At 70.9% G+C, this 14,302-nt stretch carries 10 protein-coding genes; 5 read left to right on the forward strand and 5 right to left on the reverse strand.

What is annotated here, in order from left to right:
• Window positions 1-169: 169 nt before the first annotated feature.
• The 3 genes from ABZU25_RS25865 to ABZU25_RS25875 all read right to left on the reverse strand — a co-directional run bounded on the left by ABZU25_RS25865 (window position 170) and on the right by ABZU25_RS25875 (window position 3,921).
• The gene (locus ABZU25_RS25865; protein ID WP_355031954.1) at window positions 170-685 is read right to left on the reverse strand and encodes a hypothetical protein; all 516 of its coding nucleotides are present in this window, start codon (window positions 683-685) and stop codon (window positions 170-172) included.
• Between the two features lie 189 nt (window positions 686-874).
• Entirely contained in the window at window positions 875-3,232 is a 2,358-nt protein-coding gene (locus tag ABZU25_RS25870; RefSeq protein WP_355031955.1) for an FtsX-like permease family protein, read from the reverse strand.
• Window positions 3,229-3,921, reverse strand: coding sequence for an ABC transporter ATP-binding protein (locus ABZU25_RS25875; RefSeq protein WP_355031956.1), 693 nt, complete (start codon window positions 3,919-3,921; stop codon window positions 3,229-3,231). The genes ABZU25_RS25870 and ABZU25_RS25875 overlap by 4 nt, the downstream gene beginning before the upstream one ends.
• Window positions 3,922-4,126: 205 nt before the next feature.
• Between ABZU25_RS25875 and ABZU25_RS25880 the strand changes: the two genes are divergently transcribed.
• From ABZU25_RS25880 to ABZU25_RS25895, 4 genes are all read left to right on the forward strand, one after another.
• Entirely contained in the window at window positions 4,127-5,503 is a 1,377-nt protein-coding gene (locus ABZU25_RS25880; protein ID WP_355031957.1) for a histidine kinase, read from the forward strand.
• Window positions 5,500-6,159 carry a response regulator transcription factor gene (locus ABZU25_RS25885; protein WP_355031958.1) on the forward strand — a complete coding sequence of 220 codons (660 nt, stop codon included), beginning with the start codon at window positions 5,500-5,502 and terminating at the stop codon, window positions 6,157-6,159. The genes ABZU25_RS25880 and ABZU25_RS25885 overlap by 4 nt, the downstream gene beginning before the upstream one ends.
• Before the next feature lie 338 nt (window positions 6,160-6,497).
• Complete coding sequence (locus ABZU25_RS25890; RefSeq protein ID WP_355031959.1) at window positions 6,498-8,012, forward strand: family 43 glycosylhydrolase; 1,515 nt, start codon at window positions 6,498-6,500, stop codon at window positions 8,010-8,012.
• A gap of 77 nt (window positions 8,013-8,089) precedes the next feature.
• Window positions 8,090-9,736 carry an RICIN domain-containing protein gene (locus tag ABZU25_RS25895; RefSeq protein WP_355031960.1) on the forward strand — a complete coding sequence of 549 codons (1,647 nt, stop codon included), beginning with the start codon at window positions 8,090-8,092 and terminating at the stop codon, window positions 9,734-9,736.
• A 48-nt stretch (window positions 9,737-9,784) separates the two neighbouring features.
• Here the strand turns inward: ABZU25_RS25895 and ABZU25_RS25900 are convergent, their stop codons facing one another.
• Together ABZU25_RS25900 and ABZU25_RS25905 are read right to left on the reverse strand one after the other, a co-directional pair.
• Window positions 9,785-11,050 carry a PHB depolymerase family esterase gene (locus tag ABZU25_RS25900; protein ID WP_355031961.1) on the reverse strand — a complete coding sequence of 422 codons (1,266 nt, stop codon included), beginning with the start codon at window positions 11,048-11,050 and terminating at the stop codon, window positions 9,785-9,787.
• 162 nt (window positions 11,051-11,212) lie between these two features.
• On the reverse strand, window positions 11,213-11,812 hold the full coding sequence (locus ABZU25_RS25905; protein ID WP_355031962.1) for a hypothetical protein: 600 nt from the start codon (window positions 11,810-11,812) through the stop codon (window positions 11,213-11,215).
• Window positions 11,813-11,929: 117 nt separating this feature from the next.
• Between ABZU25_RS25905 and ABZU25_RS25910 the strand changes: the two genes are divergently transcribed.
• Window positions 11,930-14,245 carry a tetratricopeptide repeat protein gene (locus ABZU25_RS25910; RefSeq protein ID WP_355031991.1) on the forward strand — a complete coding sequence of 772 codons (2,316 nt, stop codon included), beginning with the start codon at window positions 11,930-11,932 and terminating at the stop codon, window positions 14,243-14,245.
• The last annotated feature ends 57 nt before the right edge of the window (window positions 14,246-14,302 follow it).

Genomic DNA, 14,302 nt, shown 5'->3' on the forward strand with positions numbered 1-14,302 from the left:
CCGGGCGCCTGTCGGAGGGGTCACCCGGCCTGGGCCGGGTGACCCCGTTCCTGCTCGTCGCTTCCCGGTCCGCCGGTCCCGGCGAGGACGTCACCGGTCACTCCACCGAAGCGTCCACGCGAAGATCTCCCGGAGCGGATCCGCTCCGGGAGATCTTCGCGTCCGGTGGTCAGCCGCAGACGGTGAGGCTTGAGGCGAAGAGGGTCACGCCTGCCTCGGTGGCGCCGACGACCTGGAAGTGGCGGGCGCCGGTCTTGCCGGCGTACCGCCCGGTGAGCCCCACCGCGGTCGCCGTCTGATCCTCGCCGCTGCCGGCCGAGGCGATCAACACCTGAGCGGTCCACGACACCCGACCGTCGGTGTATGTGTCGACCGCGACGATCCGCTCGTACAGAGCGCCGTCCGACCCGGTGTAGATCAGCGCGCCGCCGTCCGCGGTGCCGATCTGCACTCCGGACGCGTTGAAGATCTCGTTGTGGAAGGTGACCCGGTCCCCCGGGCCCTCACCCGGTGTGCCGGTGTCGTAGAAGGTGAAGTGCGCGGTCTCGGAGATCGGGTTGCGCACCACACAGGAGTGGGTGGCATCCGCCGAGGCCGCACCGGGCGTGCCGAGCACCGCGACACCGGCAGCGCCGACCAACACGGCGGCCGCCGTGGCGATCCGTCGCACATCAAGCACATTCATCGTCTGTCCAATCCGGGAAAGGAACGGGTCGGGACGATGATCCTGCGGCGTACTTAAGCGGGATTTGGCTGAGGCTTTCGTCGGTCGGACGAAGCGGACCGCCGCCACGAGATCGAGGCGTCTGAGTTCCCGGCGCAGGTGGGTGTCCGCCGCTCACGGGCAACTCCCGCGAGCGGCGGCTCCTTGCCGTCACTCGGTTCGCAGTGCCACCGCGACCCGGGTCTTCGCCGCCCAGCCGGCCGGCAGCAGGGCACCGACCACGGCGATGATCAGGCCACCGAGACCGAAGAGCAGCAGGTCGAGTGAGCCGTACACGTCGAGGACCGAGCCCGGCAGGCGGAAGCCCACGCTGCTCGCCATCTCGGTGATGACAGTGCGTTGCAGCAGCACGCCGACCGCCGCACCGACCGCGCCGCCGACCAGACCGGTGACCACGACCGAGGCGATGACCATCGCCGTGGTCTGCCGGGGTGTCATCCCGAGCGCCTTGTGCACGCCCAGGTCATGGACGCGTTCCCGGGTTTCCAGGACGACCGTGTTCAGCACCCCGAGGCCGGCGACGACAATCAGCATGAGGCTGAGCAGTCCGGTCAGCGCGCTGATGATGATGATCATCTCGTCGGGATCGTGGTTGAGGCGGTCGGCCACCGCGCCGACCGGGTCCAGTGCCTTCGTCAACGCTGTGGCGTACGCCCCGACGTCGGTGCCGGACTCCACGTTGACGTAGTACATCGACGGTGCCAGCTCCGGCTCGGCCGCGCGCAGAGTGGCGACGTCGGTGACGACCTGCATGCCGTCGTTGTCGGTGTTGAACGCCTCACCGACGATCGTGACGGTGATGTCGACACCTTTGTCGGTCAGCACGATGCTGTCACCCACCCGCTTGCCTGCAGCGGTCAGGAACGGGGTCGAAACGACGATCTGCGCCGGTCCGGTCAGCCAGGTGCCCGACACCATCCGGTAGTAGCGCGCCGAGTCAGGCCCGGTGACCGCGGCCACGTCGAGCTCCCCGGTGATCCCGTCGGCGGTGATCTCGCTGCGAGCCATGCCCAGGTACCCGCCGGTGCCCGCCTGGCCGGCGATCACCCTCTCGATCGCTGCCGGGTCGTCGAACGGCTGCGGCTTCCGTGGACCCGACGGCGGTCCTCCCTGCGGCATCCGGTGCGGTGCCCCGACCTGGACGTCGGCGATGTCCTCGACCTCCTGGATCCGGTTCAGCGACGTACCGAGACCGACCGCGAAGGTGACCGCGGCCGCACCGAACGCGATCGCGGCGACGACGCTGACCGCTCGTACCGGTCGGGCGAAGGGGTGGGCCAGGCCGAGCGTCACCGGCCGGGAGATCGGCAACCGGCTGGTCAGGCGGGCCGCCCACTGACCGCGGCCGGGCCGTGGGGTACGCCCGACGGCGAGCGCGTCGACGCTGCGCAACCGGCCGGCCCGGGCCGCGGCGGCCAGGGCGGTCACGGCCACGAGGGTGAGCGCGCCGCCGGCCACGACCGCGTCGACCCAGAGCGCGACCCCGTTGTCGTTCGTACCGTAGAGCTGGTTGGTCTCCGCGAGGATCGGCACTGTCAGGAGGTTGCCGGCGACCACACCGAGCGCCGCACCGACAGTGGCCGGGATGAGCGCCTGCCCCACGTACGCCCGGACCACCTGGGCTGGCGTGAAGCCGAGCGCCTTGAGGATGCCGATCCGGTGGGTGGCGGTGGAGACCGCGCCGGCGATCACGTTACCGATGATCAACACCGCCATGACCACGCCCAGCAGGCCGAAGGCGATCAGGAACGGCACCAGCAGGACGGTCTCGCCGGTCGCCTCCCGGCGGACATCAAGCCACGACACGGCGCTGGCGAGCGCGGCGGCGGGGACGGTCGCCTCCACTGCCGTCCGGCCGGTCTGGACCTGGTCGGCAGTGCTGGCCGCCCCGAAGCGGTAGAGCATCTGGTAGGTGCGGGGACCGCCGGGTCCGGTCCAGGCCGCGAGCTGCGCCGGGGTGGTCCAGGCGTCGGCGGTCTGGCTGGCCGACCGGGCGATCCCGACGACGGTCACCGCTGGGCTGCCGGGCGCGTCGGACACCTTCCACTGCTGGCCAACCACCTGCGGCGGCAACCACATGCGGTCCCCCGTGGCCAGCACGATCTCCCCGGGGCCGGTCGCCCACCGGCCCTCGACGACGGTCACCCGGTCGACCGCGCCACCCGGGTCGGCCCGCCCGACGACGTTCACCGGCGGTGCCGGGTTGCCCATGGAGGCGGTCAGGTTCAGCTGCGCGTTCGGAAACGGTCCCGCCGACGCGGCGACACCGGCGGCGCTCGCTGACGCCGTCAGCTGCGCCTCGGTGACCGCGAGGGCGTTGAACTGGGCGGTGAGGTGCGCGCCCCGCTGCTGACCGAAGGCCCGGTCGAAGGGTCCCTGGGAGGCCACCATCAGCGAACCGCCGAGGACAGCCGAGGTCACCGCGATCATCACGACCAGGCCGATCACGACCGTCTGGACGCGTCGCCGACCGACCCCGGCCCGGACCACCCGAGCCAACGCGCTCATCGGACCCGCTCCACCGCGGAGTCGGCGGCGACCTGCCCGTCGAGGAGCTGGACGGTCCGGGTCGCGCACGTCTCGGCGAGAACCAGGTCGTGGGTCACCACCACGATGGTCTGCCCGTCGGCGTGCAGCTCGGTCAGCAGCCGCATGACGTCCTCGCCGGAGGCGGTGTCCAGCGCCCCGGTCGGCTCGTCGGCCAGCAGCAGCGCCGGCCGGTTCATCAGCGCGCGGGCGACGGCGACCCGCTGCCGTTCACCACCGGAGAGCCTCCCCGGGTACGCGCCGGCGTGCCGCTGCACGCCGAGCCGGCCGAGCAGCTCGGTCGCCCGGCGCTGGGCGGCGCCTCGGCCCATCCCGGCCAGCTGTGCCGGCAGCATGACGTTGTCGGCGACGGTCAGGTCGTCGAGGAGGTTGAAGAACTGGAACACCAGCCCGATCCGGGCCCTCCGGTACCGGGCGGAGGCCGCCTCGCCGAGTTCGTCGACCCGCACCCCGTCGACTGTGACAGTGCCGGTGCTCGGCCGGTCCAACCCGGCCACCAGATTCAGCATCGTCGACTTGCCGCTGCCGGACGGGCCGAGGATCGCCACCGCCTCGCCGGCCGCGACGCTCAACGACACCTCACGCAGCGCCGGCGGCCCTTCGTCGTACCGGCGTGTCACCTCGTGCAGTTCGATAAGCGGTGTGGTCATGTCCCCGTCTCCTCAGGTGGTGGTGAGCTGGCGAGGCTGACGCTAGGGGCGGGTACGAGTCGGACACATCGGCAGCGAGAGGCATCTTCGGTACCGCATCCGGATGAGCGGTGGCGGCGTCATCCCTGCGAGGTAGGCGTGCGATGTAGCGACACCGCTCTCCCGGCGGATAGGCACCGGCGCGGTCGGCACCGAGAATGAACCGATGACGGGGCGTGCGATGGTGGTCCGGCTGTGGGCCCACCTCCGGTCCCTGGCTCGTCCGGTCGGCCAGCTGCCACCGTTGTCGCGCCGGGGGCAGCTGTTCGACGCGCTTCTGGCGCTCGGGCTCGGTCTCCTCGCGATCCAGGCGGGTTCGGGTGACGGTGACCGGCCGGAGCCGCACCACGTCGAGTTCGATCGGAGCGAGCTCTGGCGGGGTGAGCCACTGCCACCCGACCCGGTGTGGCCGCCCTTCCTGCCGGTCGAGGACGACGGGACCGGCTGGACGGCGGCGCTGCTCATGCTCGTCGTACTGCCGTTGCTGTTTCGCCGCCGGTACCCGTTGGGGACGCTCTGGGTGGTGCTGGCGAGCGCGGTGCTGGTCGACGACAATCCGGCCGCGCTGCGGCTGTCCTTCTTCGCCTGCGTGGTGGCCGGCTACAGCGCCGCTGTGTTCAGCCCGTACAAGATCCTGGCGTTGGCCAGTCTGCCGGCGGCCGCGATTCTGCACGCCGGGTTGCAGTCGGACGCCAGCTCGGTGTCCGACAGCGCGGTACCGTTCCTGATCCTGCTGCCGATCGCGGTGGCGGCCGAGGGGCTTCGCCGGTGGAAACAGCATGCCGACGAGGGCCGGGCGCGGATGTCGGCCATGGAGCACGAGCAGGTCGAGGCGCTGCGCCGGGCGACGGAGTTCGAACGGGCCCGGATCGCCCGGGAGTTGCACGATGTGGTGACCCACAACGTCAGCGTGATGGTGATTCAGGCGGGCGCGGCGCGCAAGGTGATGGAGTCCAGGCCCGAGGACGCCCGGGCGGCGCTGCTCGCGGTCGAAGCCGGCGGCCGGGCGGCGATGACCGAGCTGCGGCACGTGATGGGGCTGCTCACGATGGACGGCGACGTGCTGGGGCAGGAGGGCGCGGCCGAGCTGGCCCCGCAGCCCGGCCTCGATGGGCTGGACGCGCTGGTGCGGCGGGTGCGCGACTCGGGGGTCGAGGTCGAGCTGGTCGTGCGTGGGCAGCGGGGGCCGCTGCCGTCCGGCATCGAGCTGACCGTGTACCGGCTGGTGCAGGAGGCGTTGACGAACGCCGTCAAACACGCTGCCGGCGCATCCGTCCGCGTGCTCGTCGACTACGCCGGGACCCACCTGCGGGTCGAGGTGACCGACACCGGCGGCCGAGCCGGCGCGACCGCCGGTACCGGCACCGGGCGCGGGCTGATCGGTCTGCGCGAGCGGCTGGCGGTTTACGGTGGCACGGTGCAGGCGGGTCCACGACTCACCGGTGGATACCGGGTCCAGGCCCTGATCCCGGTGGACAATGCCATGATCGACGGCGTCCCGGGCGGCGGCCGGACGGGCACACCTCTGGGGGGCACGGCATGACCGCAGCGCTGCGGGTGGTGGTCGCTGACGACCAGGCGTTGGTCCGGGCCGGGTTCCGGATGATCCTGACCGCGGACGGGATCGACGTGGTCGCCGAGGCGACGACCGGGGTCGAGGCCGTCGAGGCGGTCCACCGGCACCGGCCCGACGTGGTCCTGATGGACATCCGGATGCCCGACCTGGACGGTCTCGCGGCCGCCCGCCAGATCCTCGCCGGCGCTGGCGAGGCGCCGCGCATCATCATGCTCACGACCTTCGACCTCGACCAGTACGTGTACGCGGCACTGACCGCGGGAGCGAGCGGCTTCCTGCTCAAGGACGTCACCCCGGAGCATCTGGTCGGTGCGGTCCGGCTGGTCCGCTCCGGCGACGCGCTGCTGGCGCCGGCGATCACCCGGCGGCTGGTGCAGCGGTTCGCCCAGCGCGACTCCGACCCGCCGGCCATCCACCGGGACCTGGCCGCTCTGACCCCGCGCGAGTTGGAGGTGCTGGGCCTGCTGGCCCACGGCCTGAGCAACGCCGAACTCGCCGGCCGCCTGCACCTGTCGGAGGCGACAGTGAAGACGCATGTCGCCCGGATCCTGGCCAAGTTGGGTCTCCGCGACCGGGTCCAGGCCGTGGTCGTCGCGTACCGGACCGGTCTGGTCGCCCTCTGACCCTGACCGCCCGCCTCCACCTCCACCGCCGCAACAACGACGCCAAACCTCGGCCGGACGCTGAGCAGGTCACCGGCTAGATTTCCTTGACACACATCGATGTTAACGCCAACATTATGACCGCTACCTGGGCGCAACACCATCGACATGTTTCCGTCCCGCTCGCGCTTCTTCTCCGACGGTGTGCCGCAGGTCGGCCGCCCGCGGTGGCGTCGCCACCAGGCGCGACCCCAACCGGTCCGCTGTCACCGCGCGGCGATCAACCGGATCGGCCACGACGCGTCGGCCGGCGCTGCCGCACCGACAAACGGGTCGCTCACGAACCGCACGGAGGACAGATGCCGCTGCCACTCCCCCGCACCGATCCAGCCACCCGCCGAGCCATCGGTCCGGGGCGCGCCGACCGCCGTGGCGGCCGGCGCCTACGGTCGGTCGTGGCCACCGTGCTGGTGGTGCTCGCCGTCTCCGCCGGGCTGCCAGCGGCGGGGCCGGCGCAGGCCGCACCCGCCGTCAACTACACAAACCCGCTGGTGAACCAGCGGGCCGACCCGCACATCTTCCGGCACACCGACGGCTACTACTACCTGACCGCCACGGTGCCGCAGTACGACCGGATCGTGCTGCGACGTGCGACCACCCTGCAGGGGCTGGCGACGGCGGCGGAGTCGACGATCTGGAGCCGGCACACCAGCGGAGAGATGGGCGCCCACATCTGGGCACCGGAGATCCACTTCATAAACAACAGGTGGTACGTCTACTTCGCCGCGGGCCGGACCGACGACGTGTGGCGAATCCGGATGTACGCGCTGGAGAACGCCAGCGCGAATCCGCTGACCGGCTCGTGGACCGAACGCGGACGGATCACGACTCCCTGGGACACCTTCAGCCTGGACGCCTCCACCTTCGTCGCGAACGGGGTGCGCTATCTGACCTGGGCCCAGCAGGAACCGGGCCTCTCCAACAACTCCAACGTCTACCTCGCCCGGATGGGCGCCAACCCCTGGCAGATCACTGGCACCGTGACCCGGCTCGTCGTGCCGACGTACGACTGGGAGACCCGCGGCTACCGGGTCGCCGAGGGACCGGCGGTGGTCCAGCGCAACGGCCGCATCTTCCTGACCTACTCGGCCAGCGCCACCGACGCCAACTACTGCCTCGGGATGTTGAGCGCCTCCACCACCGCGAACCTGCTCGACGCCGCCTCCTGGAGCAAGAGCCCCAACCCGGTGTTCGTCAGCAACGCGGCCACCGGCCAGTACGGCCCCGGCCACAACTCGTTCACCGTCTCCGAGGATGGGCAGAGCGACATCCTGGTCTATCACGACCGCAACTACCGCGACATCAGTGGCGATCCGCTCAACGATCCGAACCGGCGGACCCGGCTGCAGAAGGTGTACTGGAACGCCGACGGCACCCCGAACTTCGGCATCCCGGTGCCCGACGGGGCCACCCCGGTTCGGCTGCGCTCCCACGACCTGGCCAGCAGCTACATCCGGCACTACGACTACCGGGCGCGAGTCGAGCCGAACGTGACCAATCTGGCCGACTCGCAGTTCCGGATCGTCACCGGCCTCGCCGGCGGCGGGTCGGTGTCGCTGGAGTCGACAAACTTCCCCGGGTACTTCCTGCGCCACCGGGGCTTCGCCCTGTACGTCGAGAAGAGCGACGGTTCGGCCCTCTTCGGCGGCGACGCCAGCTTCCGCCGCCAGTCCGGCCTCGCCGACAGCGCCGGGATCTCCCTGGAGTCCCAGAACTACGCGGGCCGGTATGTACGCCACCGCGACGGACTGCTCTACGTCGAGGCGGTCAGTTCGAGCGCCGAGCGCGCCTCGGCCACCTTCCACCTGGAATAGCCGCGCACCGGCTGCGGCGTCCGCGGCCGTCGACACCCGTCCAGGCTCGCCGAAGGCCGATCCAGCAAGGAGGATTGATGCCGTACACCATCCTGAGAAGACCGTCGGTCCGTCGAGGTCGGCGTCGGGGCCTGGCGCTGGCCGTGGTCACCGCGCTGGTCGGCGCGGTCGGCGCCGTTCTGGTCGGCGCACCGCCGGCAGCGGCGGCGAGCATCGACACCAACGCCTCCTACGTCCTGGTCAACCGACACAGCGGCAAGGTGCTCGACGTCCGGGACACCTCGACGGCAGACGGCGCCGCGCTCCAGCAGTGGTCCCGTAACGACGGCGCGTGGCAACAGTTCCAGTTCGTCTCCTCCGGCGGCGGTTACTACCGCCTCAAGGCGCGGCACAGCGGCAAGGTCGTCGACCTCTTCGAGTGGAACACCGCCGACGGCGCCGAGTACCGCCAGTGGTCCGATCTGAACGGCACCAACCAGCAGTTCCAGGTCCTCGACTCCGACGGCGGCCACGTCCGGCTGATCAACCGCCACTCCGCCAAGGCACTTGAGGTGTGGGAGCGGTCCACTGCCGACGGCGGCCGGATCAGTCAGTACACCGATGTCAACGGGGCGAACCAGCAGTGGCAGCTGGTCGCGGTCGGCGGTGGCGGCACACCACCGACCACCGGCTGTGGCAGCGGGTCGAGCAACGCCGAGGCCGTCCTGAGCGGGAGCACCTGGACGGCCCGGAATGGCTCGTCGACCGTCTACTCGGGTTCGGACATGCTGTCGGCGATGCAGGCGGCGGTCAACTCGCTCTCGGCGGGTCGTACGTCGAAGCAGCGGGTGATGGTTCGCGGCTCCGGCTCGATGAGCGCCGGCTCACGGTTGTCGCTGCCGTCGTACACGACGCTGGCCGTGTGCGGCACGATCAACGTGACCGGGTCGGGCTCGGGCGACCAGGCGCCGGTGTACTCGCGGGGGACCACCGACGTCGAGGTGCAGAACCTCACGCTGACCGGTTCGCCGTTGTACGGGATCTTCATGCGCAACGTGAACAACCTGACCCTCGGGCAGATCGACATGCGACTCTCGGCCGGTCTGGGCGTCCGCATCGACAACCACGGTGGAGACCGAGCGGTCAAGGTGCGCAACGTCCGCATCGACAGCGTGTACGTGTCCGGGACCGGCACCCACGGCGTGGAGACGTACGGCGTGGACGGTCTGACGATCGGCACGGTCACGGCGCGGAACACCCGGGACTCCGGCCTGCTGCTCAACGACACGATCAACGCCACGATCGGCACTGTCGACGCGCAGAACGCCGGGGCGGGAACCGGGTACGCGGCGTTCCGGATGGCCAACCGCAACGGCCGGGTGGGCAACTCGTACCCCACGAACATCCGGGTCGGAACCGTGCTCGCGTCCGGGGGTGGTCGGGGGATCTTCTGCGTGTCCGAGTCCGGTGGCGCGGTCATCGACCGGGTGACGATCTCGAACACGGGGAACAACGCGATCCTGGTGGAAAACTGCTACAACGTCGTCATCGCCGGGGTTTCCGGGACGGTGACGGGCGGCGGCGAGGTACGGATCGCCTCGCGGACCGAGTTTCCGATCTCCTCCGGCATCCGGTTCCAGAACCTGACAGTCAGCGGCACCAACATCACCCAGAGCCCCTGCGGTGGGGCGAACAACACGATCAGCAACGTCACGCGGGTCAACTCGACGCTGACCTGGTGTTGACCCGAGAAGGAGCGGCCGCCCGGGTTCGGGCGGCTGCTCTCGCTCAGCTCACCGACGACGGCGGGCCATCCACTGCCAGATGTGGGTGCCGTTGCGGCTCGGGTCGTTGCGGGCCACGTAGATCCAGGACCAGTGGCCGGGGAACTGGTAGCCGTTCCAGACGACGTGGTCGTACAGGCTGATCAGCGATCCCGGGATGAGGTCGTGGGCGTGGATCGTGTTGGTCTCCGGTGGCACGGTGTCGTCGTCGCGCGAGGTGACCAGCCAGGTCGGCGTCCGAATCGTCGCCAGCTCCGTGTCGGTGATCAGCGGCGGGCCGGCCCCGTCGAGCGGCTCGACGACGCCGCAGATCGGCACCGACGCGGCGAACAGGTCGGGATAGGCAACTGTCATCTCCAGGGACATGTAGCCGCCGTTGCTGCAACCGACCACGTAGATCCGGTCGGGGTCGACGCGCTCGCGGCGTACGAGGTCCTGGACGATCTCGCGGATCAGCGGGGCGAACCGGGGACCGTCCTCCATCCAGTAGGAGGTGCTCTGCGGAGCCACGACGTACGCGCCGGAGAAGATCCGCTGCGCCTGCGGAGTGGCGAAGCCGAGCGCCCCCCGGTTGGCGCGGAGCGTGGTCTCGTTGTCGTAGTAGTCGTCGGGCAGCGAGGCACCCTCGCCGGCGCCGTGCAGCCAGAGAATCAGCGGCCGCCTACCGTGCCGGGGCGAGTGGTCGGGGGAATACAGCCGGTACTTCAGGCCCGAGCCCGAGACGTGGTGGCTGAAGGCGTCCACCTCGGGGTTCGACAGCCGTCCCTGCACGAAGCGCGTGATGGTGACCGGCGAGCCGTGGCGTCGGGCGATCGGGGTGTTCTGCGTGATGGTGTAGACGAGGTCCAACCGGACGTTGCGGCCCCTGCTCAGGATGTAGCCGAGGGTGCCACCGCCGGGTTGACCTTCGGCGTGGCTCAGCTCCAGCACGATGTTGCCGTGCCGGTCGAGCCGGGTCGCGGTCACCGCACGGTCCAGGTCGTACTCGCTGAAGATCTGATCGCCGGGAGCGATCGGAATCGGGCTGGTGGCCTTGGCGTGCACGCTGAACGTGCCGGGGGTCAGCCCGGCCGGGTCGATCGGTCCGAGCCGGCCGGTGTCGAGGGTGACCGAGGTGACCTGCTCACCGCCGTCGAGCGTTGTCGCGTCGAGGGTGAAGCTCACGCTTGTCGGATGGTGGTCACCGGCGTGGGCGGGGCGACCGGGCAGGGCCAGGCCGATGGCGGCACCGGCCCCACCGACCAGAACGGTGCGACGAGTGACAGACGTGGACATGCGGCCCCCGTAGCTTGCGGCGTAGACGTTCGTCGATGAGATCTCAACGTAACGCCGCCGAGATCCGCTGGCAACCGGTGCCGGCACGAGCGATCAGGGCGCTCCACGTCCTGGGAGCTGAAGACGCCCTGATCGGTCACGGGAGGAAGGCCGCCCGCCCCGTCAGCTCAGGCGCTCGAACACGGAGAACGGGTAGACCCAGGCGGGGTTGAAGATGAGCCCCAGCCGGTGCAGGTACCGCTGGCAGGCGCTCGGCTGCGCCGGGTCGGGGCAGAAGGTCACCCACAGCTCGGAGTAGCCATCCTTCTCGGTCGGGCTGTAGTTGACGATCTGGTCGCGCACCACGAACTGCATCGAGGTCAGTCGGGGGTCCTGCACGTCGTTGGGGAAGGAGAGCGAGGTGTCCAGGCCGTACAGCACGATCTCGTTGGCGAAGAGGCAGACACTCGCCTGGAAGTACAGCTCGTAGATGGTGGTGTAGGTGACTGTCTCGTAGACCTCCTCGGAGACCTCCTCGCGATAGCAGGGGGTGCCCGGCGGGAACGCCGGCGGCGTGGGCACCCGGATCGCGTTTGTCGTCATGTCACCTGTGGTGCGGGCCGCCCGGCCCGACGATGTCGCCCGCAGGCCGCCGTCGGCGCAGGCCGCCTTCGTCTTGCAGGTGGCCGCGTCGGGCGCCGCCGACGCGGCCGCCGCCGGCACGGCGAGCGTCGCCGCGAGCACGGTCAGGGCCAGGACCAGAGACTTGAGATGTACGGACACATGACCTCCAATGGTTCGATCAGTGCGCTCTGCACCCGAGCAGGATCGCCGATTGGGCCTTGCCTCTGGCCGGGATTCCGTACACCGCCGTACATTGACGTACGTCAGTTGTCGACTGTGGAGGGCCGGGCGCTGGATGCCACCGGGGCGCAAACGCTCGACGACCTGGCCGGACTGTTGCGGGCGTTGCGGCGCAGGCACGCACGTCAACTGGGCGACGGTGAGCTGACCTATCGGGAGTTGGCCACCCGCACCGGCTGGTCACACACGGCCGTCGCGGAATACCTCACCGGAAAGACGCTGCCGCCCACCGACCGGCTCGACGCTCTGGTGCGGCTGCTCGGCGCCACGCCGGCCGAGCAGGGCGCGCTGGCCACCGCCCGGGATCGGATCGAGGAGAGCCGCCGCCGTGCGCCGCGCGCGCCGGACCAGATGGTGCCCCGGCAGTTGCCCGCCGACGTGGCCAGTCTCGCCGGCCGCGACGACGAACTGGCCAGGCTCGACAAGCTCGTCGCCGCGCCCACAGCCGTCGTGGTCGCCGCGATCTCGGGCACCGCCGGGGTGGGTAAGACCGCGCTGGCCGTGCACTGGGCCCACCGCGTCGCCGACCGGTTCGACGACGGTCAGCTCTACGTCAACCTGCGCGGCTTCGACCCGGGCGGGCAGGCCCTGAGCGCGGCGACGGCGCTGCGCGGTCTCCTCGACTCGCTCGGCGTACCGGCCGCGCGGGTGCCCGCCGAACTCGACGCCCAGGCCGCCCTGTATCGCAGCGTGCTGGCCGGCAGGCGGATCCTCATCGTGCTGGACAACGCCCGCGACGCCGAGCAGGTCCGTCCGCTGCTGCCCGGCACACCCGCCACGCGGGTACTGGTGACGAGCCGCGACCAGCTCACCTCGCTGGTCAGCCTCGACGGCGCGCACCCGCTCCCACTCGACCTGCTCACCCGCGACGCGGCCGGCGACCTGCTCACCAACCGGCTCGGCGTGGACCGGGTGGCCGCCGAACCGGAGGCCGCCGAGGCGATCATCGCCGCCTGCGCACGCCTACCGCTGGCGTTGGGCATCGCCGCGGCCAGGGCGCAGCTGTCCGGTTTTCCGCTGGCCACCCTCGCGAGCGAGTTGGGGACCGCCGGTCAGCGCTTCGGCGTACTGGACGCGGGTGACGTGGTCGGCGAGGTGCGGGCGGTGTTCTCCTGGTCGTACACCTCGCTCACCCCGCCAGCGGCCGGGCTGTTCCGGCTGCTGGGTCTGCACCCCGGCCCGGACATCACGGTGCCCGCGGCGGCCAGCCTGGCCGGTCTCCCGGCGGATGCGGCCCGCCGGTTGCTTACCGAACTGACCCGCGCCAACCTGCTCGGCGAGTACCGGCCCGGCCGGTTCACCGCACATGACCTGTTACGGGCGTACGCCACCGAACTCAGCGACGACACCGATCCCGAGCCGGACCGCAGGGCCGCCACGACTCGACTGCTCGACCACTACACCCACACCGCCCACGCCGCCGACGAACTGCTGCGCCCACACAGCGACCCGGTGGACCACCTCAGGACCGCGCCGGTGGCCGGCGTGCTCTCCGATCGGCCCACCACCCACGCGGAGGCGATGGCCTGGCTGACGGCCGAACACCCGGTGCTGCTCGCCGCGCTGCGCCAGGCCACTGACGCCGGCTTCGACGTGTACGTGTGGCGGCTGGGACGGGCCCTCGACACGTTCCTGGACCGGCAGGGGCACTGGCACGACCGCGTCGAGACCTGTCAGGCTGCCCTGCTCGCCGCCGAACGTCTCGGCGACCCGGTCGCGCAGGCGGTCGCACACCGATTCCTCGCCGGCGCCCACACGGTGGTCGGTCACTACGCCGACGCGCACAGCCACCTCGACCGTGCTCTGGCGCTGTACGTCCTTGGCGGGAACACCGAGGGCGAGGCACGTACGCACCAGAACCTCGCCTCGCTGTGGGACCGGCAGGGCGAGCCGCGCAAGGCCCTTGAGCACTCGACCCGGACCCTCGCCCTGTCCCGGGCCGCCGGCCATCGCAGGGCCCAGGCCGACGCGCTCAACGCGGTCGGGTGGTGCCACGCCCAACTCGGCGAGCACCGCTCGGCCCTGGCGTACTGCGAGCAGGCGCTCGAACTCCTCCAGCAGCTCGGCGACCGCGCGGGCGAGGCCGCCACCTGGGACAGTCTCGGCTTCGCCCACCACCACCTCGACCAGTACGACAAGGCGGTGGAGTGCTACGAGCGCACGCTTGAGCTGACTCGGGACCTCGGCGACCGTTGGGGTGAGGCGGACACCCTCAGCCGGCTGGGCGACACCCGCGCGGCCCTCGGCGACAGCACCTCCGCTCGGGCCGACTGGCAGCGGGCGCTGGACATCTTCACGGCCCTGAACCACCCGGACGCCGCCAGTGTCCGGGCCAGACTCGTGCTCCCGTGAGCACAGCGCGCCCCCGCGCTAGTCGGACGGGGGTCCGGCGCAGCCGGGTGGGTGAGG

The organism is Micromonospora sp. NPDC005215 (genome assembly GCF_040607915.1).
GTDB lineage: Bacteria > Actinomycetota > Actinomycetes > Mycobacteriales > Micromonosporaceae > Micromonospora.